Below are 20,755 nucleotides of genomic sequence, written 5' to 3' on the forward strand. Positions count from 1 at the left end.
ATGATTCAATGTGAAGGACTTGTCAAAATTTATAAAACCGCGGATCTCGAGGTCGTCGCCCTGCAAGGGCTCGATATGAAGATCGAAGACGGCGAGCTGATGGCCATCATCGGCAATTCCGGCAGCGGCAAGTCAACGCTGCTCAACATGTTGGGCGGATTAGACAAGCCGTCAGCCGGCAAGCTGCTTGTGGACGGGAATGATCTGCTGACGTTTGGCGAGAAGGATCTGGTGAAGTACAAGCGGGATACGGTCGGTTTCGTATGGCAGAACAATGCGCGAAACCTGATTCCGTACCTGACCGCAAGGGAAAATGTCGAGCTGCCGATGCTGCTGCGCGGCAAACACCGCCGGGCACGGGCGATCGAGCTTCTCGAAGCAGTTGGGCTCGGCCACCGAATGATGAATCGGCTGAGCGAGCTATCTGGCGGGGAACAGCAGCGGGTGGCGATTGCCATCGCCCTCGCGAACGAGCCGAGGCTGCTGTTAGCCGATGAACCGACAGGCTCACTGGACACGAAAACGTCCAATCAGGTGCTGGATCTGTTCCGCACGCTGAATCGGACGATCGGTATTACGATTGTCATCGTGACGCATGATCCGCTGCTGGCGCGCAAGGTGGATCGAGTCGTTCAAATCCGTGACGGCAAGACGTCGGCGGAGATGATTCGCCGGGTATCGTATGCGGAAGAAATGGCGCTGCTGGACGCAGAGAGCGCCCGGTACGGGACAGAGAGCCATATTGAGTATGCCGTTGTCGATAAGGCGGGCCGGTTGCAGATTCCGGCCGGCTACCTCGACCTGGAGGGCTTCAAGGACAGCAACAAAGTGCGCGTGGAGATGGAGGACGGCCGCATCATTCTTTATCCGCCGGAGGCCAGGAAGACGGGCTGAACGATACAAGAACAAACGAAAGAAAGCCGCTTGCTTTGACAAACAAAGCAAGCGGCTTTCTTTTCTGATAATTAAAGGATTCCACGATCAAATGAGCTTATGCCGATATCGCAATCCATTACGGGTCATGCCGTAATCGAGATCATCTTCCTGTACTCGTTAGCGCTTACACCGGTGTACGACTTGAATTTTTTGTAGAACCAATCCATTTCGGTGTATCCGACTTCGTTAGCGATTTTATATACTTTCATGTCGGTATGTTCGAGTAAGGATTTGGCTTTCTCCATGCGCTGTTGCAGCAGATATTCGTTAAAGGTCATGTTCTCGTGATATTTGAATTTTTGTCCCAGGTAAGAGCAGTTGAAGTGCAAAATATTGGATATTTCTTTCAAGGTAATGTTCTGATGCAACGTTTCTCCCACGTATTCCTTCACTTTATCGATAATGTTGGCCTGCGGGGAAGAATCATTTTCGGATAAGGACAAAGAATGCTCGTTATAATCCGTTGATAGAGCGGAGTCGAGCTCCCGCTTCAAATTTTGCAAGCTTGCCGTTAACTCATCGGTTGACAAGGGATCGGGCAAATAGTCGCTGACTTGATAGTACATCGCCTTTCTTGCGAGCTGGAAGTCCTTGCCCCCGCCAATGAGCATTATCGGCAGGCGGCTTTTGCTGCGGATCTGGTCGCATAGCTCCAGCCCCTCTGCGTGAGCGCCTTTCATATTGATCGCGATAAGCGAGAAACGATGCTTGGCGAATAAAGACATGGCGGCTGCGGAGGCGTCGGCATAACCCTCCAAGGAAAAACCCAAGCTGTTCCAATCAAGCGTATATAGTGTCTTATCTTCCGAATGATTATTCAGATCGACAAACAGTACCTTATACACAATGTTTACCTCCCATTGTATTCGCGGCACGTCTGACTCCCTCATGCCTGCAAAAGATTACGCTTTCATTATGTAAAATACACGAATGATTAACAATGTGCTTTTCTTTATATCGTTAGCCGTTGTTTACTACTTGTCTTACCTGGCGGTAATGGATTCGAAATGTCAGCTCTAGACCTATAATTAGACAGGTGGAATAGCTGGTTTTCGACAGGTTGTTGCTGCAAAATGTAAGCGCTAAACTTTGAATGTGTTCACAAATCAAAAGGGGGATTAAGTATGCAGATTCGCAAAATGATGATTCTGTTATGCGCAATGGTTCTGGTTCTCGCAGCATGCAGCAGCGGTTCAAACAGCAGCAATAACACCGGTAACAACAAGGGAACGAACGCCAGTACGAACACCGGCGCGACCGAGACGCAAGGCAATGCGGCTGGGAACAATGCGGAAGAAGTGAACAGTACGCCGGAGATGGATTTCGATCTGGGCGGCAAGACGATCAAAATCGTTTCGTGGTGGGATATGACGATTCCGGAAGACAATCCGGACAATATTCAACGCAAGAAAAACCTGGATGCCTTAATGGAGAAGCATAATTTCAAAGTGGAATATGTTGCGATCGATTACGGCGAGTACCAGCAGAAAGTCACCGCATCCTTGCTGGCGGGCGAGCCGATCGGCGATATCGTCCGATTGGGCAAAACGTACACGGTTCCAACGCTTGTGAAACAAGATCTGTTGTGGCCAGTCGACGAGTACACGAAGAACCCTAGGGCATTCAATCAGAAGGTCACAAATGAATATTACACGTATGAGGGCAAAGGTTACGGCTTCAGCGAAGGTCAGGCTAATCTGGTTCAGGGCATATTCTACAACCGTACGCTTATGAATCAGCTAGGCGCGAAAGCCCTGCAAGAGTATGTGAACGAAGACAACTGGAATTGGGAAACGTTCATTCAAGTTGCCAAAGAGGCCAATAAAGATACGAATAACGATGGCAAGCTGGATACATGGGGTCTCGCGAATGCTTCGCTTATCGACCATGCTCTGTATTCCAACAATACAGGTCTCACCAAAGGAGATAAGCAAAATCTAGAGGATCCTGCAACGCTTGATGCGCTTAATTTCGTTTCCCGCTTGGCTACTGAGCAAGTAGGCAGACCGACGGAAGGCGGCGATTGGACGGAGCCTGGTCAGTTCTTCCGTCAAGGGAACACGCTCATGTATGCAGGCGCTTTGTGGGAGCTAGGCGGCTTCCAGACGGATATGCCTGATTATGAGCTCGGTTTCATTCCGTTTCCGAAGGGACCGAATGCTACGACCTATCATTCCGCGGAAGCGCTCTTCCAAGCTCTGACAATTCCAAAATCAGTTAAGAATCCTGAGCAGCTGCTGTATATCTGGGAAAAGATTAACGATATCGATTCCATGTATGATTATCCGGATCAAGGCTGGTATGAGACTTTGTTTAAAAATGAGGATGACATCAACAACGCCAAAATGGTTGCGCCGAATATGATCGTTCTCGACCACAATACGTTCCCGAATCTGAAGTTCTATGATTTCGTTGGCGAACTGAATAGCGGGGTTTCGGTATCCACAGTCGTCGAAAAGTATAAATCGACATTCCAAGCGGCGATTGACGAAGTATTTGGCTCGTAACCATTCATAGCGATTGCCTTGCAGTCCCCATTTAGAAATTTTCTATAATGGGGACTGTTATTGGATTAAATACTTCATGCTGCAGGAGGGGAGAAAAATTGAACATCAGAAAGAAGAAGTATGTAATCGTCATCCTTGTTCTTGCCGTATTTGTATTGTCCATTTGGGCTTTCTACCCTTCAAATCAGACAAATAACGGGCAGGTTCGGGCCATGGCTGATTTCGAAGCGGAATCGGCTGGAGAAGAAGGTTATGACGAATATATAAATTCCCACTCGACAGCGAAGCGGCCTGAAGGGGTCATCCGAATCGAGGGGGAGAATTATGCCGAAACCGTCGGGGACGGTTTTGAAGTCGCAGAGAAGCTGCATGGTTTGGACGGTAAAGCGGTAATTACGCCGGAGACGGGATCTATTGGTTGGGATGTTCAAATGGATCAGCCAGGTTTGTACAACGTTAGAATTCATTATTATCCGATCGAGGGAAAGAGCTCTGCGATTGAAAGACAATTTGCTATTAATCAGGAAGTCCCCTTTAAGGGCGCTGATATTATTTTGTTTGACCGGGTATGGGGAGATCGGAATGAAGAGATCAAGAGAGACGACAGAGGAAACGACCTGCGTCCGAGACAGGTTGAGAAGCCTGTATGGCAAATCACCGCGCTCACCGACAGATACGGTTATTATGATGAGCCTTATTCCTTCTATTTCGACAAAGGCATGCAAAGGCTTACCTTGACGGCGTTAAGAGAGCCCATGGCGATTGATTATATTGAGCTATATCAAGATCAGGAGTTGAAGACTTACGAAGAGCTGAAGAGCGAGTATACAGCCGGAGGTATAAAGCCTGTCAAGGATCAATATATCCTCATCCAAGCGGAGGACGCAGAGTTCAAGTCTTCCCCGACCTTATATCCGATGTCCGACAGGTCTAGTCCAACGGTTATTCCATATGACGTATCCAAAATCAGAATCAACACAATCGGAGGACTGAACTGGAAGCTGCCCGGGCAGTGGATCGAGTGGGAATTCGAGGTAGAAGAGGACGGTTTGTATCAAATTGCGTTAAAACAAAAGCAGGATCAGCTTCGCGGCGTCTTCGCCACGCGCAGTCTTATGATCGACGGAAAATATCCGTTTGAGGAGATGAAGCGAATTCGCTTTAACTTTGAAAGGGATTGGCAGATGAATGTGCTGGGCGGCGAAGAGCCCTACTCGTACCATTTGACCAAAGGCTCGCATCGTATTCGAATGATGGTCTCCCTCGGCGAAATTGCGCCTTTGCTTCAGACGATCGAGTCTAGCGTGCTGCAGTTGAATGAGATGTACCGGAAAATCTTAATGATTACGTCGAATAAGCCTGATCCGTTTCGCGATTATCAATTGGAGAAGCGGATTCCTGATATGGTAGAGGTTTTCACAGATCAAGCCGAAACGATTCAAAGCGTAGCGGACTATCTCGAGCAGGCAACAGGTGAACGAAGCGACAAGGTAGCCGTCCTTCACTCGATGGTTCGCCAACTAAAGGATTTGGCGGAATATCCTGAAACGGTTGCCAAGCGATTGGATGCATACAAGGTCAATGTCGGCGGTCTGGGAACGTGGATTCTGACCGTGCGGGAGCAGCCGCTTTCGCTTGATTATCTTGTTGTCTCTTCACCAGGCCGCGAACTTCCGAGAGCGGAAGCAACATTGCTGGAAGAGGTAGGACATGAGCTCGGAGCCTATGCAGCCTCTTATACAGAAGATTATGACAACATCGGAAATACCGAAGAGAAAAATCGTTCGGTCACGGTGTGGATTACGACCGGACGCGATCAGGCGCAAGTATTGAAGGGTCTGATTGACGACTCCTTTACGCCGGATACGGATATTTCCGTTCAGTTGAAGCTCGTTCCGGGCAACATCCTTCTACCGGCTACGCTTGCTGGCGAGGGGCCGGATGTAGCTATGCAGATCGGCGAAGATGTTCCGGTGAACTATGCGATGAGGGGCGCTGCGGCCGACTTGTCACGCTTTGCGGATTACGAGGAAGTCGCTTCAAGGTTCCGCGACAGCGGACTTACGCCTTACAAATACGATGAGGGAGTATTTGCCCTCCCGGAGCAGCAGACATTCCCGATGTTGTTCTATCGCAAAGATATCCTCGAGGAGCTGAATTTGACTCCGCCGAAAACCTGGCAGGATATCTATAACATGATTTCGGTGCTTCAGAAGCACAACATGGAGTTTTATTTGCCGCTTGAAGCCACGAATGCGAGTTTGGTTCCGAATGCGACATTCTCTATGCTGCTTTACCAGAACGGCGGCGAATTTTATCGTGGTGACGATAAGAAGAGCGCACTCGATTCCGAAATTTCGATGAATGCATTTAAAAAATGGACGCAATTTTATACAAGCTATAAGTTCCCGCTGCAAGCGGACTTCCCGAACCGGTTCAGAACGGGCGAGATGCCGATTGGCATTGCGGACTATACGACGTACAACATGCTGACGGTTATGGCTCCGGAGATCAAAGGCCTATGGGACTTCACGGTTGTTCCGGGCACGAAGCTTGCGGATGGCACGATTAACAATGAAGTAGCCAGTCACACAACCGGCGTCATGATGCTGGAAAATTCGGATGATAAAGAGTCGTCTTGGCAATTTATGAAGTGGTGGACGGACAAGGAAACCCAAATTGCTTACGGACGTGAAATGGAAGGTCTTATGGGCGAGGCGGCCCGGTATCCGACGGCCAATATTGAGGCGCTTGAAGAGCTGCCTTGGCCGGTCAAGGATTACAACAACTTAGAGAGCCAGTGGCAGTGGGTCAGAGGCATTCCGCAGGTTCCGGGCGGTTACTTTACGGGCAGGCATTTGGACAATGCCTTCCGAAAAGTCGTTAATGCCAATGAGAATCCCCGCGAAGCCTTTTCGGATTATATCCTCTATATTAACGATGAAATTGAGATTAAGCGGAAAGAATTTAATTTACCGTATTAGTTAGGGGGAGGAAGCCGGGTGCAAGCAGAAACAACCGCTCAAGCCATGAAGGGCTCCATTCGTCCGAAGAAGAGATCCAAGTTGGCTTATGTCGTGAATGAGTTGAAACGAAACAAGCATTACTACTTATTGATGAGTCCGTACATGATTATTTTCTTCTTATTTACCGTTATTCCGGTAGTTTTCTCGTTAGGCTTAAGTTTCTTCTATTTTAATATGCTTGAATTTCCGCGTTTTGTGGGCTGGCAAAACTATTCTAGGCTGTTTCTAAACGATGATGTTTTTATGATCGCCTTGAAGAACACGTTTATGTTCGCGGTCATTACCGGTCCGGTCAGCTATATCGCCTGCTTCTTGTTTGCATGGATCATCAATGAGCTTTCGCCCAAGGTGCGCGCATTCATGACGTTGATTTTTTATGCGCCGGCGATTTCAGGAAATGTGTTCTTTATTTGGCTGATCGTGTTTTCCGGCGACAGCTACGGCTATTTGAACGGTTTCCTGATGAAGATCGGGTTTATATTGGAACCGATTCAATGGCTGCTGGACGAGAAATATATTTTGACCATTGTCATGATCGTTCAGCTTTGGCTCAGTCTGGGAACCAGCTTCTTGGCCTTTATCGCCGGTCTGCAAACGATCGATAGAACGCTGGTTGAAGCAGGGGCGGTAGACGGAATTAAGAACCGCTGGCAGGAGCTTTGGTTCATAACGCTGCCTTCCATGAGGCCGCAGCTTCTGTTCGGCGCGGTCATGCAGATTACCGGTTCGTTTGCCGTTGCCGACATATCGATCGCGCTTGCGGGATTTCCAAGCGTCAATTACGCGGCGCATACCGTAGTAACGCATCTGATGGATTATGGCACAATCCGTTTCGAGATGGGCTACGCGTCCGCGATCGCAACGGTTCTCTTCGGGCTTATGATCGGGACCAACATGCTGACGCAAAAAATGTTGAGAAAGATAGGTGAGTGACGACATGAAAATGATGGCGGCCTTTCGAACGCACAAAAAGCTCAATCGCTCCTTTACCGTCAGCTTTTTGCTGTTCGTTCTCCTTGCCTTATTCGGGTCCTTTATGGCTCTGCCGTTAATTTATGCGGTGAACAATGCCTTTAAGCCGCTTGACGAATTGTTCATTTTCCCGCCGCGGTTTTTCGTGAACAATCCGACATTGGATAACTTTTATGATCTGCTGTCCTTGATGGGGAATTCGTGGGTGCCGCTAACGCGCTATATCGCCAATACGCTGCTGATTACGGTTGTCGGCACCGTGGGGCATATCTTATTGGCATCCGCTGCGGCTTATCCGCTGGCCAAGTACCGATTCATGGGATCAAAAACGCTTTTCTCCATCGTCGTGCTGTCCTTGATGTTTTCTCCGCATGTAACGGCCATTCCCAACTATATGGTGATGTCCTGGCTGGGATGGATCAACACGCATGCGTCTATCATTGTGCCGTCATTGGCTTTCCCGTTAGGGCTCTTCCTGATGAAGCAATTTATGGAACAAATTCCGGATGCCCTGCTGGAAGCGGCCAAAATAGACGGAGCTAATGAGTACCGGATTTACTGGAGTATCGTTATGCCCAATGTTAAGCCTGCATGGCTAACGCTCATGATTTTGCAATTTCCAATGCTTTGGGGAACCGATGGAGGCAGCTTTATCTACAGTGAGAATCTAAAGACGCTTCACTTTGCATTGGGGCAGATTACGCTTGGGGGAATTGCCAGAGCAGGGGTTGGAGCGGCAGTCGCGATGCTCTTGATGATTGTTCCGATTTCGCTCTTTATTATTTCCCAGAGCAGCGTCATTCAGACGATGGCGACTTCCGGGATGAAGGATTAGAAGGGAGCCGTGCACGATGTTTAAAAGCATACAAAAAGTGAGAGCACACCTCCTTATTGCGCTTAGTTGTTTACTGGGCGTTAGCATGGGAGGAGCGCTCGTCCAGGCTGAAGACGGAGCCGCCGCTTCCTATAATTACTCATTCTGGGGAGATACCGTTGCCTCGCCCGCCGCTTACCAGGCGACAACTTTATTGAGCGGGCTAAGCCTCGGAGTGGGGCCGTTCAAAGATCCGAGCGATCTTTACGTCACGCCGGACAAACAAATCTATGTGCTGGATTCCGGCAATAACCGGATTGTTATTTTGGATGAGAAATTCAAGCCGGTAGCCACGATCGATTCCTTTGAAAGGGACGGGCAAGCCGACAATTTCCAGAATCCGCAAGGCCTCTTCGTAACGGATCAGAAGCATGTGCTTGTTGCCGATACGGGCCATAATCGCATCGTTCATCTCGATTCGAATTTTAAGCTGGTGAAGGTTGTCGAAGCGCCGGAATCTGAGCTGCTGCAAGCTAATTTTCAGTTCCAGCCCGTCCGGGTCATTATGGACAAGGCGCAGCGGACCTATGTGATGGCGACCGGCGTATTTGACGGCTTCATGGAATTTAATGCGGACGGGGCGTTCACTTCATTTATCGGCGCTAACCGCGTTTATGTCGATCCGGTTGAATACTTCTGGAAGCGGATGTCGACAAAGGCGCAGCGGAGCCAGATGGTTATGTTTACGCCGACGGAATTTACGAACCTGGATATGGATAACGAAGGGTTCATTTATGCAACCAATGGGGATCTTTGGGGAGACAATATCAAAAAGCTGAATGCGCAGGGCAACGATATATTGCGCAGAACCGGGTATTACAATCCGCAAGGCGATATTCGTTATACGAGCGATATCGGCCCCTCCAGACTTGTGGATATCGATGTCGCGGACAGCGAGATGTATTCCGTTCTCGATGCCAAGCGGGGCCGGGTTTTCACCTACAGCGGCGACGGGCATTTTATGTACGTTTTCGGGGGGATGGGCAACCAATTGGGCGAATTCAATACGCCGGTGGCGATTGAACGGGTCGGAGACGATTTCCTCGTTTTGGATAAGGCGCTCGGCGAGATTACGGTATTCCAAACGACGGAGTACGGCCGGACGCTCAATGAAGCCGTTAGAAGCTATTATAGAGGCGAGGAAGAGCAAGCCTATCAATTGTTCAATCAGACGATCAACATGAATGCGAACCTTGAATTCGCTTATGCCGGCATCGGCAAGTCGCTTCTAAGACAAGGCGATTACGAAGAGGCGATGAAGCATTTTAAACGGAGCATGGATCAAAAGAATTATTCGAAGGCTTTCCTGCTCTTCCGGAAGCAAGTAATGAGAGAGCATTTTGCGACGATCATGACCGTTATCGTCTTACTTGCAGCAGGTGTACTAGCGGTGAGAAAGTATCGGAAAACGTCGGGAAGAAAGAGGGGTGTCTCTATTGAGTAAAGAGTGGATTAAATATCCGTTAAATCTCATCGTTCATCCTTTTAACGGCTACTGGGACCTGAAATATGACCGCAGTCAGAAGCTCAATTTAATCATTGCATTTGCGGTTGTGTTCCTGCTGGCCGTTACCAATATTTTAAGCAGCCAATACAGCGGTTTCCTCGTTAATTTATTCAATCCGAACGAAATGAACAGCTTCATGGAAATCATGTACGTGGTTGTGCCGGTTTTGTTCTGGTGCGTGGCCAACTGGTCGCTCACAACCTTGCTGGACGGGGAAGGGAAGTTTGTCGAAATCTTTACCTCAACCTGTTTTGCCCTGATTCCGCTGGTCGTTATTAACTTCCCGTGGATCTGGCTAAGCAACGTCATTTCGCTGCAAGAGACGACATTTTATTATTTTTCGAATAGCGTTGCGGTCATTTGGTTTATTTTTCTATTATTTGTCGCGAATATGACGGTGCATCAATTTACGCCGTCCAAAACGATCGGGATCATCATTCTGACGGTCCTAGCGATGGGCTTTATGGCCTTTATCGGTTTACTGTTCTTCAGCTTGGTCCAACAGATCATCGCCTTCATATCCGTTATCTATCAAGAATTGGTTATGAGGAACTAAGGAAGGAGGAGGAGAGATGAACAAAGCTGGAAGGTACGTACTGCTTGCCTCATGTTTATTGGTGGGGCTTCTCGTTGCCGGCTGCTCGGATGGGGGCACGGTTAATCAGGCGGAGGATAGCGTACAGCTAGCCGAGGCATTTACACAAGGAAAGGCTCTGAGCGTTTCCTTCACGGATGCCCGCGTGGCCGGCATGAAAGGGATAGCTGAAAATGACTTATTGAAATTGTTTGTGGATGATAAGACAGGCGCTGTTGCGGTCATTCATAAGCAAAGCGGCGAAATATGGCACAGCAATCCGCCTGAACGCGAATCGGATCCGTTAGCCGCAGGGGTTAATAAGGGAGTATTGTCTTCTCAACTGAAAATCGATTTTTATAATTTGTTCGGACAGCTGAGCGCAGTCAATTCCTTTTCGGACAGCGTGGTTTACAAGCAGATCAAATTCGAAGAAATTCCAAGCGGCGTAAGGGTGTCGTATCAGTTCGGAACGAGCAAAAAAACGATGGACGACATGCCCATGAAGATGAGCAAAGCCCGTTTTGAAGAAAAAGTGTTAAGTAAATTGGATAATACGGGGAAGCGGGCATTGAAAATCGCCTATACCGAAGACAAAGAAAATTCGGTATATGAAAGAAACGACGGTGCGCTGAAAGGACTTCAGCTTGACCGGGCGCTCAAGGCGTTCGAGGATGCGGGTTATACGGAGGAGGATCTGGTAGCGGACATCGCGGAGAACAATCTGGATCAGACGAAGCCGGAGCCGCGGATTTTCCTTGCATCGATTGAATATGTCCTGGATGGGGATAGTCTCGTCGCCAAAGTTCCGGTTTCGAGCATCCAATATCCGGAGGAATACCCGGTGAACACGATTTCACTCCTGAGCTTCTTTGGCGCAGGGGGACCAGAGTCGAAAGGCTCCATCCTTGTTCCGGACGGGGCAGGGGCGCTGATCCATTTTAACAACGGCAAAACCAATTATCCAGCCTACCAGCAGCAAATATACGGAGCGGACCAGACGATGGATACGACTGAAAATGCGGTTAGAACGCAAGAGGCCAGGCTGCCGGTATTCGGAATTATTCGCGAGGGCGGCGCGTTTCTCGGCATTATTGAAGAAGGCGAGTCCGTAGCGACCATTAATGCCGATATCAGCGGCAGGCTGAACAGCTATAACTACGTCTACCCGAGCTTCTCTGTTCTGAACAAGGGCGATTTAAGCCTGGATGCGAATGGACAGCAGCGCTCGCTGCCGAAGTTTCAAGAAAATCCGGTGATGAGCGACCTGACGGTCCGTTATGCGTTTCTTGACGGCGAAGATGCTTCTTATCAAGGAATGGCTGCGTACTACCAGCAATATTTGATGCAGAAAAACGGTCTCCCTCATCTGGAGGCGGCTGACGGAAAGGATGATATCCCTTTTTATCTGCAGCTGATCGGAAGCATATCCAAAAAGAAGCATATCGCAGGAATTCCGTATCAATCGCTGGAGCCGCTAACGACATTTGAACAAGCGCAGAGCATTGTTACACAGATGCAGCAGCGTGACATTCATGAAATCAAGCTTAAGTACTCCGGCTGGTTTAACAAAGGCCTGGATCACGAGGTTCCGGATAACCTCTCGGTCGACCGGGCGATCGGCGGGAGCAGAGGCTTGAAGGACTTTGTATCGTTTGCCAAGGAACAGGGAGTTTCATTCTATCCGGACGTTGCGATTCTAACTGCCCATTCAGGGTCAGGGTTCAACAAGACGAAGGAAGCTTCCAGAACGTTAAGAGGAGTTCCGGCAGCGCTTTATCCGCTCGACACGGCGCTAAACCGACGCGATCGGAACAGCCTTCCGTCCTATGTCGTCTCGCCGAAGATGGTTGGGAAATTCACGGATGCCATGCTGAAGGATTTCGGCGGCTTTAAGACCGGAGGCATTTCGCTGCGGGATTTGGCGGACCAATTGAACAGCGATTACCGCGAGAACAATCAAGTCGATCGGGCAGAGTCTGAGGGGATATCTATCCAATCGCTGAACAAGATCCGCGAAGCGAATCTCACGATGATGGCCGACGGCGGAAATGCCTATGCGCTTCCTTACCTGAGCGACATCACAAATGCGCCTATGTCGAACAGTAAATTTAAAATCGAGGATGAAGAGATTCCTTTTTATCAAATGGTCGTTCGCGGATTTATCGATTATACGGGAGCGCCATATAATCTTTCTACCTACACCGATGTAAAGCAATACGTGCTCAAATGCCTGGAATACGGTGCGGGAGTTTACTTCGAGTGGATCTATGAGCCGAATCATAAGGTGAAAGATACGGAATATAACGATCTGTACGCCGTTAATTACGAGCTGTGGATCGACCAGGCCGCCGAGATTTATCAGGAGGTAAACGGGGTTCTGAAAAATGTCCGGAATGAGCGGATCACCGGGCATGAGAAGCTAAGTGAAGGCGTGTTCAAAACGGTCTATGAGAATGGCGCTTATGTCATTGTGAATTATAACCGTTCGCAAGTAACGGCGGGCGGCAGGACGGTCGAAGCCGAGAGCTATATTACGGGTGGTGGACAATCATGAAATCCTTAACGAAGCTCGGCATGAAACAAAGGACGTATGCGGAGCAGAAAGCGCTCTGGGGCTTTGTCTACGTCTTGCCTTGGCTGCTTGGATTTGTATTTTTCTTCTTTATTCCTTTGCTGTCATCCTTGCGGTACAGCTTCAGCACGATCAAGGCCAATGCGGAAGGCATCACGATCACGTTTTCCGGTTGGAAGAATTACGTGGAAGCCTTGACCGTCAATGCTACCTTTAATCGGATTCTGACGGAAGCGATCGTAAATATGGTGGTAAACGTACCGCTGATCGTTATATTCAGCTTGTTCCTCGCGGTATTGCTGAACCAGAAGTTTTTTGGCCGATCTGTGGCCAGGTCCATCTTTTTCTTGCCGGTCATCCTGGCCTCCGGGATTATTATGACCCTTGAGAGCACCAGCTTGATCCAAGCCGTCAACGAGCAAAATGCGGGATCCGGCGGCGTTATGAATGCTTTTGGAAGCTTCGAACTTGCCAGAATGATGCTTCAAGCCGGCGTAAGCGAGACCATAGTGAACTATCTTACGGGTGCGGTAGACCGGATCTACCAAATCGTCAGTCAGTCGGGCGTTCAGATTCTGATTTTCCTTGCCGGGATTCAGACGATATCCCCTCAGCTGTACGAAGCTTCAAAGATCGAGGGAGCTACCGGCTATGAAGCCTTCTGGAAAATTACGTTTCCGATGGTCAGCCCGCTTATTCTGGTCAACATGATCTACACGATTATTGATTCGTTCTCGCGTAATGCGTTAACGGACTTGATTCGTGATACGGGCTTTGTCAAATTCAACTTTGGCCTCAGCTCGGCGATGGCCTGGATTTATTTTCTGGCGATTGCCGTCATTTTATTGATCAGCTCTTATTTTATATCCAAAAAAGTCTTTTACCACGAATAGAAAGAAGGTGTATGAGATGCCCGTTTCTCGATTGTTATCGTTAGAAAGCTGGAAGCGCTGGCTTTGGACAATCATTCGGTTAACGCTGATCGCAGGGTTATCATTCGTTATCTTGTACCCGATCCTTCAGAAAATCTCGACAGCGATTAAGGACAAAACGGATCTCTATTCGCCGATCGTCGTATGGATTCCCAAGCATTATACGTTGGACAATTTCATGAACGCGATAAGGATCATGGACTACTGGGAGACGCTGCTCAATACCTTTACGCTATCGGCGACGACCACGATTCTGACCGCGATTTCCTGCGCGCTCGCTGGATACGGGTTTGCCCGCCTAAAATTCAAAGGAAGCAATTTGCTCTTTGCAGGCGTCATTTTGACCATACTCGTACCGCCAACAACCATACTCATTCCGATTTATTTAAATCTGAAGGATTTCACCTTAATGGGGCTTATTCCTTTGATTTCCGGGAAATCAGTTAATCTTCTCAACTCCTATTGGCCGTTTATACTGACGTCGCTTACAGCAAATTCGCTCAAAGCGGGATTGTATATTTTTATCTTCCGGCAATTTTTCAGGGGGATTCCCAAAGAAGTCGAGGAAGCGGCGTACATCGACGGCGCCGGGGTAGGGTCAACGTTTACGCGGATCATGCTGCCTAATGCGGTGCCGGCCATTATTACTACGACGCTCTTCTCGTTTGTATGGCAATGGAACGACAGTTTCTTTACGACGACGTATTTAACCTCGAGTAAAGTCATGTCAACGCAATTGTCGTCATTGCCGTACAATTTGGCGATTCAGCTTCAAGGCGGCGATGCGTCAAAGGCAGATCCGTTCTATATGAGCATGGTGCAGGATACGGGAATTCTGCTCGCGATTTTACCGCTCATTATTATTTATTTGTTCGTTCAACGCTATTTTGTCGAAAGTATCGAGCGAACTGGCATAGTAGGCTAGCTTTGACAAGTATAGGGGAGGCGCCTTGCGGAGCTGAAAACTTCCGCAAGGCTGTTCCCTTTTATGGATATATAAGAATTTATAAGTTTTCACTTATAAATGTGCTTATATATCTCCGCGAAACGATAGCTTTTGCCACTGAGGACGGCGACAGCCGTTTACGCTTGTATCCATTGAAATTATCCATAGGAAGGTGGTTTCCGGCTTGTCCAGCCCAATTATTAAACGAAGAAACGCCTTGCTAGTTATCTTGTTAGCCGCCGCAATTGTCGTTGCCTTGCTGCTGCTGAACAGGTTTGATCCAAGCGAGACGGAAGCTATAAGTACCAGCGAAAGCCTGACGGCTCAGCAGGAGGATGGCCCAAAGGCGGAAGAGTCCGTGGACCCCATTGAACAGACCGCGGCCCCGGAGGAAGAAAAGGAGAGAGCGCTTCCGGAGCCGTCAGTCCAGACGGATATACCGTCGCTCATGGAATCGTACGCCGACTATTTCCCGATCGGAGCGGCCGTCGAACCGTTTCAGACAACGGGGCTCAAGGCAGAGCTGCTCAAGAAGCACGTGAATTGGCTGGTCGCGGAGAACGTAATGAAGCCGGATGCGATACAACCTGCAGAAGGCAGCTTCAATTGGGAAAATGCGGACCGGATCGTCAAATTTGCGAAGGAGAGCGGCATGGAAGTTCGATTCCACGCGCTTATCTGGCATAGCCAGGTCGGAGCTTGGTTCTTCAAGGATGCCGATGGCAAACCGATGGTCGACGAGACGGATCCGGGGAAGCGCGTTGCGAACAAGAAATTGCTGCTTGAACGGCTCGATACGCATGTCCGTACCATTGTCGGACGGTATAAGGACGACATTCAATCATGGGACGTTGTAAACGAGGTCATTGAGCCGGGGGACCCAGGCGGCATGCGGGCCAGCGACTGGTACAAGATTACAGGTACCGATTACATCGAGACGGCCTTCCGCGCGGCGCGCGAAGCGGGCGGACCGGACGCAAAGCTGTACATTAACGACTATGGAACGGACAATCCGGTGAAACGCGACAGGTTGTATGAATTGGTCAAGGAAATGCTGGCCAATGGGGTGCCGATCGACGGCGTCGGGCATCAGACGCATATCGGCATACTCGGGCCCACGGTCGATTCCATTATCGATTCGATGCAGAAATTCAGCGAGCTCGGCCTTGACAATCTGGTTACCGAGCTTGATATGAGTATCTACGCTTGGAACGATCGCAGAGATTTCGGCGCGGATATTCCGGCTGACGTGCTAAAGAAGCAAGCAGATCGGTACCGTGAGCTGTTCGAGGCGTTCAAGGCGAACAAGGACATTCTCAGCGGCGTCGTATTCTGGGGCATCGCGGATGACCATACGTGGCTGAGCTCGTTCCCGGTAAAGCGCACCGAGGCGCCGTTCCTATTCGATAAGCAGCTTCAGGCGAAGCCGGCGTTCTGGGCGGTCGTGGATCCTTCGAAGCTGCCGTAATGCGGGAAGCTCTTCATCGCTGCGCGAACAAGGAGCCGAAGCGGAGTATTTCGAGTGTCTTCGGATCGTTGCTTAGTTGTAGATTAAGAAAGGGAGAATGATGTCCATGTCCAAGCAGGATATGCTTCCGGAGCATCTCCTGAAGCAGCTGACAGGCAAGCTGTTGTTTAGTTTCAAGACAGACCTGCTGCCTGACGGCCGGTTCGGCGAGCAATGGATCGCCGTTACTAGCCGCGACATCATGATTATGCAGATGGAAGGTCCGACAGTCATGCAGCTATCGGCTGCGGAGCTTAAGGATGCGAGAGCCGTTGGTGCAGTAGGAGGCGGCACACTGGTAGCCGACATGCAAAGCGGACCGGTAGTCATTGCCCGCTATACGGCTGAGCTGACATCGGTAGCCGGCTTTGCCGCAAAGCTCTTGAGCGCGATTGCAAAGGGAGAGGAGCTTCCGGCCGTTTCGGAGCGCGATTTACCGCGTTATTGCCCGACCTGCGCCAATCCGCTCGGTGAAGGCACGCAGGTTTGCCAGCTTTGCTTGAACAATGGCAAGCTAGCCTCCCGGATGCTGGGTTACGCAAAGCCCTATAAGCTTCAAATGGCAGCGGCCGGCTGTTTGCTGATTCTAACCACCTTGGTCGAGCTGCTGCCGCCGTTTCTGACGAAAATCATCATCGACGATGTGCTGCAGCCCAAAAATATGGGCTCAGCCTTGTTTACCGTTGTTTCTGGCTTGGGTCTTACCATGCTGCTTCTTACTGTTATGCAGACGGTGCGCGGGTATATCGGCATATGGGTCGGTTCCAAGCTAATGGGTGATGTTCGCAAGGATGTTTATGCGTCGCTCATGAGGCTTTCGCTGGCCTTCTTCGACCGCAGGCAGACCTCTCAATTTATTGGCCGCGTTAATAATGATGCAGAGTCGATGCGTCAATTCATGACGGACGGCGTCATTTTCGTCTGCGGAGAATCGCTTCGCGTCGTCATCATTTTTATCATCATGATGAGCCTGGATTGGAGGCTGTCACTGTTCGCGCTGCTGCCTGTTCCGGTTATGGTTGCGGCGTCAGTCACCATCTGGCCAAAAATCGGACGCCGCCTCTACCAGCAGTGGAGGTCGATCTTTCGCTTGAATATGCTGGTCGGCGATTCACTGCAGGGTATTCGGGTGGTGAAGGCATTTGGCCGTGAACGCGAGGAGTTGTCCCGCTATACCGAGGCGAACGCGGAAGTCGTGAAGAACAATGTCAAGACAGAAGGGCTTTGGCAGTTTATATTTCCTGCCTTTAACCTTATTGCGGGAATAGGCACGCTTCTGATCTGGTATTACGGAGGAAGCAAGGTGTTGAACGACGAGCTGCAGCTAGGGGTGCTTATGGCGCTTGTCGCTTATCTTGGCATGTTATTCGGTCCTTTGCAGTGGGTCAGCCAGATGATTAACTGGGCCAGCAATGCGATGGCTGCCGCGCATCGGGTGTTTGAAATTATCGATACGCCATCCGAAGTGCCCGATGTTCACAAGCCGGTGCCGCTCGGTACCATCAAGGGCGATGTCGACTTCGAACAGGTCACTTATGGCTATGAGAAGCATCATCCAGTGCTTCGGAATATCAGCCTAAGTGTGAAAGCAGGCGAGATGATCGGCTTGGTCGGACATTCGGGAGCGGGCAAGTCGACGTTTATCAATTTGATATGCCGGTTTTATGACGCGGATGAAGGTTCCATACTCATTGACGGTGTTTCGATCCGCGATATCAGCCAATCCGATTTAAGAAAGCAGATCGGTGTTGTCCTTCAGGAAACGTTTCTCTTTGACGGCTCGATCGCGGAGAACATCGCGTATTCCAAGTCCGACGCGACACCTGAAGAAATTATGCGGGCAGCCAAGATTGCCAATGCGCATGATTTTATCGTCAGATTGCCGGACGGCTATGATACCCGGGTTGGCGAGCGTGGGCACAAGCTGTCCGGCGGGGAGCGGCAGCGGGTAGCCATCGCCCGCGCTATCATCCATGACCCCCGTATTCTTATTTTGGATGAGGCAACCGCTTCAGTGGACACCGAAACAGAGCGGCAGATTCAGGAGGCGATTTCGCGGCTTGTTCAGGGCCGTACGACCTTTGCCATTGCCCATCGCTTGTCCACGCTCCGCAACGCAGACCGTCTCGTCGTGCTGGAACGGGGTAAAATCGTCGAAGTCGGCTCTCACGAACAACTTCTTGAGAAAGAAAAGGGCGTCTACCGTAAGCTTGTTGACGCCCAGAAAGAGATGTCCAAAATAAAGGGGGTTGAGGGCTGATGACGGATAGCTTTGCTATTCGGGTATTGTCAGAGGACGAAGCGAGCTTCAGCCGAGGCAAAGGCGGCGTGCTCCAGGGCGTCGTTGACGGCAAACCATATGATGAGCTTGTCGTCTACCGTGCGTTCCCGTTTCAATACGACTCGCAGTATATCTCAATCCGAAATGCGAGCGGCGATGAGCTCGGAATCATCCGCGATATCGCGGAGCTTAATGAAGAAAGTACCGCCGAGCTTACGAAGGAGCTTCAGTTCCGCTACTTCCTTCCGAGGGTAACGCGGGTGGAAAGTGTGAAATTCAAATCCGATCTGTGGCTGTGGGAGCTGCAGACACATCTTGGCCCCGCCCGAATGGCGATGCGAAATCTGCATGAGCATCTCCAATATCCCGGCGGAGGCCGGATTATTCTGACCGATCTGAGCGGCAAACGCTGTGAAATTCCCGATTGGCACGCGCTTGACGCGCATAGCCGAAGATTGCTTGAAGAAGTGCTGTAAATGAACGCAAACTTATATCTACAAAGGAGTGTCTTACGAAATGACTTACCAAAATCCCGTTATTAGCGGCTTCCATCCCGACCCGAGCGTCTGCAGAGAAGGTGAGGACTACTATCTGGTGACCAGCTCTTTCGAGTATTTTCCGGGAGTACCGCTCTATCACAGCAAAGATCTTGTGCATTGGCAGCAGATAGGACATTGCTTGACCAGGCCAGAGCAATTGGATTTGCGTCAAGCGAGCAGTTCTGGCGGAATATTCGCGCCTACTATTCGTGTTCATAACGGTACATTCTACATGATCACCACAAATGTCTCGAGCGGGGGCAACTTTTATGTGTATACGAATGATCCGCGCGGGGAGTGGTCCGATCCGATTTATCTAGATCATCCCGGGATTGATCCTGATCTCTTCTTCGACGAGGATGGGACGGTCTATATTACTTCATCCGCGAGCAATGATATAACGGGCCCGGGTATATACCAGAGCCGAATCGACTTGAAGACCGGGAAAAAAGTTTCGGAATGCGCGTTCCTATGGACGGGGACCGGCGGGCAATATCCGGAGGCTCCGCATATCTACCGGATCGGCGATTGGTATTACCTCCTCATATCCGAAGGAGGCACGGAGTACGGCCATATGGTAACGGTGGCAAGGAGCAAAGGGCCGGCCGGACCGTTTGAGAGCTGTCCGCACAATCCGATTCTGTCTCATCGGAGCCTCTTCAAGCCGATTCATGCGACGGGACATGCAGACTTCGTCCAGACGCCGGATGGCAGCTGGTGGGCCGTATTCCTTGGCATACGTCCTGTCGGGTATCCGAATCGTCATCATCTCGGCAGAGAAACGTTCCTTGCACCCGTCACCTGGACGGAAGACGGATGGCCGATGATCGGCGAGAACGGCACCATAGGAGAGACGATGCCTTCCGCTGGGTTAACTCTGCAGCCTGTGACCGAGGAGCCGATGGTGAGAGACGACTTCAACGCTTCCGCTCTCGCTCCGCAATGGAATTTTCTGCGTTCGCCGAACCCGGATAATTGGACGTTGACGGAGAAAGACAGCTGCCTGACGCTGTACGGCTCCCCGGCTACCTTAAATGCTGTTGACGCGCCTGCGTTTATCGGGCGGAGGCAGCAGCACTTTGCATGCCGCGTATCCGCATATTTGACGTTTGCACCGCAGCGAGACGGCGAAGAAGCGGGAATAACCGTATTCATGAATGAGCGGTTTCATTACGAGATTGCAGTGACAAGAATTGCCGGCGAACGCAAGATCATTTTCCGGAGAAGGGTCGGCAGTTTATGGAAGGTGGAGCACGAGGCGCCATGGTCGGCTGATAAGGTCGTGCTGACTGTCAAATCGGACAAGGAGCATTATGCCTTCGGTTTCTCAAGCAGCAGCCATGAGGAGCCCTTCTGGTTTGGCCAAGGGGAGTGCGCTTTGCTGGCCACGGAAGTAGCCGGCGGGTTTACGGGTGTATTCTTCGCCATGTATGCGACGGGCAACGGCACTCGATCCGAGTCGCCGGCTCATTTTGACTGGTTCCATTATGAAACCTACGAGTAGGAATGAATAAACGAGAGGCCTAAGCGCATGTGCATGGGCCTCTCTTTTTTTAATATATAAGAATTTATATGTTTT

At 50.2% G+C, this 20,755-nt stretch carries 15 protein-coding genes; 14 read left to right on the forward strand and 1 reads right to left on the reverse strand.

All coding sequences use genetic code 11. The features are described 5' to 3' along the window. Positions 1–894, forward strand: a complete 894-nt coding sequence (locus RCO25_RS14245; RefSeq protein WP_308996811.1) for an ABC transporter ATP-binding protein — start codon at positions 1–3, stop codon at positions 892–894. Between the two features lie 125 nt (positions 895–1,019). On the opposite strand, the gene RCO25_RS14250 is transcribed toward RCO25_RS14245, so the two are convergent. Further along, positions 1,020–1,781, reverse strand: a complete 762-nt coding sequence (locus tag RCO25_RS14250) for a response regulator transcription factor (RefSeq protein ID WP_308996812.1) — start codon at positions 1,779–1,781, stop codon at positions 1,020–1,022. Between the two features lie 279 nt (positions 1,782–2,060). Between RCO25_RS14250 and RCO25_RS14255 the strand changes: the two genes are divergently transcribed. The 13 genes from RCO25_RS14255 (at position 2,061) to RCO25_RS14315 (ending at position 20,680) form a co-directional block, all read left to right on the forward strand. Beyond that, positions 2,061–3,443, forward strand: coding sequence for an ABC transporter substrate-binding protein (locus RCO25_RS14255; protein ID WP_308996813.1), 1,383 nt, complete (start codon positions 2,061–2,063; stop codon positions 3,441–3,443). Positions 3,444–3,541: 98 nt separating this feature from the next. Next, positions 3,542–6,427 carry an extracellular solute-binding protein gene (locus tag RCO25_RS14260; RefSeq protein WP_308996814.1) on the forward strand — a complete coding sequence of 962 codons (2,886 nt, stop codon included), beginning with the start codon at positions 3,542–3,544 and terminating at the stop codon, positions 6,425–6,427. Positions 6,428–6,472: 45 nt separating this feature from the next. Beyond that, positions 6,473–7,402 (forward strand): carbohydrate ABC transporter permease, encoded by a 930-nt coding sequence (locus RCO25_RS14265; RefSeq protein WP_308996855.1) that lies wholly within the window; start codon positions 6,473–6,475, stop codon positions 7,400–7,402. A 4-nt stretch (positions 7,403–7,406) separates the two neighbouring features. Beyond that, positions 7,407–8,276 (forward strand): carbohydrate ABC transporter permease, encoded by an 870-nt coding sequence (locus tag RCO25_RS14270; protein WP_308996815.1) that lies wholly within the window; start codon positions 7,407–7,409, stop codon positions 8,274–8,276. A 16-nt stretch (positions 8,277–8,292) separates the two neighbouring features. After that, a complete protein-coding gene (locus tag RCO25_RS14275; RefSeq protein WP_308996816.1) occupies positions 8,293–9,759 on the forward strand; it encodes a hypothetical protein in 1,467 nt (488 codons plus the stop codon). Continuing rightward, positions 9,752–10,378, forward strand: coding sequence for a YIP1 family protein (locus tag RCO25_RS14280; protein WP_308996817.1), 627 nt, complete (start codon positions 9,752–9,754; stop codon positions 10,376–10,378). Before RCO25_RS14275 ends, RCO25_RS14280 begins: the two co-directional genes overlap by 8 nt. 16 nt (positions 10,379–10,394) lie before the next feature. Next, positions 10,395–12,953, forward strand: a complete 2,559-nt coding sequence (locus RCO25_RS14285) for a DUF5696 domain-containing protein (protein WP_308996818.1) — start codon at positions 10,395–10,397, stop codon at positions 12,951–12,953. Beyond that, positions 12,950–13,864, forward strand: coding sequence for a carbohydrate ABC transporter permease (locus RCO25_RS14290; RefSeq protein WP_308996819.1), 915 nt, complete (start codon positions 12,950–12,952; stop codon positions 13,862–13,864). Before RCO25_RS14285 ends, RCO25_RS14290 begins: the two co-directional genes overlap by 4 nt. A gap of 16 nt (positions 13,865–13,880) precedes the next feature. Beyond that, positions 13,881–14,828 (forward strand): carbohydrate ABC transporter permease, encoded by a 948-nt coding sequence (locus RCO25_RS14295; protein WP_308996820.1) that lies wholly within the window; start codon positions 13,881–13,883, stop codon positions 14,826–14,828. 379 nt (positions 14,829–15,207) lie between these two features. Next, positions 15,208–16,317 (forward strand): endo-1,4-beta-xylanase, encoded by a 1,110-nt coding sequence (locus RCO25_RS14300; RefSeq protein WP_374992113.1) that lies wholly within the window; start codon positions 15,208–15,210, stop codon positions 16,315–16,317. A 106-nt stretch (positions 16,318–16,423) separates the two neighbouring features. After that, positions 16,424–18,616, forward strand: coding sequence for an ABC transporter ATP-binding protein (locus tag RCO25_RS14305; RefSeq protein WP_308996822.1), 2,193 nt, complete (start codon positions 16,424–16,426; stop codon positions 18,614–18,616). Then, complete coding sequence (locus RCO25_RS14310; protein WP_308996823.1) at positions 18,616–19,113, forward strand: DUF1854 domain-containing protein; 498 nt, start codon at positions 18,616–18,618, stop codon at positions 19,111–19,113. Before RCO25_RS14305 ends, RCO25_RS14310 begins: the two co-directional genes overlap by 1 nt. Before the next feature lie 40 nt (positions 19,114–19,153). Beyond that, positions 19,154–20,680 carry a glycoside hydrolase family 43 protein gene (locus RCO25_RS14315; RefSeq protein ID WP_308996824.1) on the forward strand — a complete coding sequence of 509 codons (1,527 nt, stop codon included), beginning with the start codon at positions 19,154–19,156 and terminating at the stop codon, positions 20,678–20,680. Positions 20,681–20,755 lie beyond the last annotated feature (75 nt).

Source organism: Paenibacillus sp. LHD-38 (assembly GCF_031157315.1).
Taxonomy (GTDB): domain Bacteria; phylum Bacillota; class Bacilli; order Paenibacillales; family Paenibacillaceae; genus Pristimantibacillus.

Coding starts and splice junctions, on each gene's coding strand:
- RCO25_RS14295 (WP_308996820.1), top strand. CDS start 13,881: ATGCCCGTTTCTCGATTGTTATCGTTAGAAAGCTGGAAGCGCTGGCTT.
- RCO25_RS14285 (WP_308996818.1), top strand. CDS start 10,395: ATGAACAAAGCTGGAAGGTACGTACTGCTTGCCTCATGTTTATTGGTG.
- RCO25_RS14265 (WP_308996855.1), top strand. CDS start 6,473: ATGAAGGGCTCCATTCGTCCGAAGAAGAGATCCAAGTTGGCTTATGTC.
- RCO25_RS14290 (WP_308996819.1), top strand. CDS start 12,950: ATGAAATCCTTAACGAAGCTCGGCATGAAACAAAGGACGTATGCGGAG.
- RCO25_RS14245 (WP_308996811.1), top strand. CDS start 1: ATGATTCAATGTGAAGGACTTGTCAAAATTTATAAAACCGCGGATCTC.
- RCO25_RS14255 (WP_308996813.1), top strand. CDS start 2,061: ATGCAGATTCGCAAAATGATGATTCTGTTATGCGCAATGGTTCTGGTT.
- RCO25_RS14275 (WP_308996816.1), top strand. CDS start 8,293: ATGTTTAAAAGCATACAAAAAGTGAGAGCACACCTCCTTATTGCGCTT.
- RCO25_RS14270 (WP_308996815.1), top strand. CDS start 7,407: ATGAAAATGATGGCGGCCTTTCGAACGCACAAAAAGCTCAATCGCTCC.
- RCO25_RS14310 (WP_308996823.1), top strand. CDS start 18,616: ATGACGGATAGCTTTGCTATTCGGGTATTGTCAGAGGACGAAGCGAGC.
- RCO25_RS14305 (WP_308996822.1), top strand. CDS start 16,424: ATGTCCAAGCAGGATATGCTTCCGGAGCATCTCCTGAAGCAGCTGACA.
- RCO25_RS14315 (WP_308996824.1), top strand. CDS start 19,154: ATGACTTACCAAAATCCCGTTATTAGCGGCTTCCATCCCGACCCGAGC.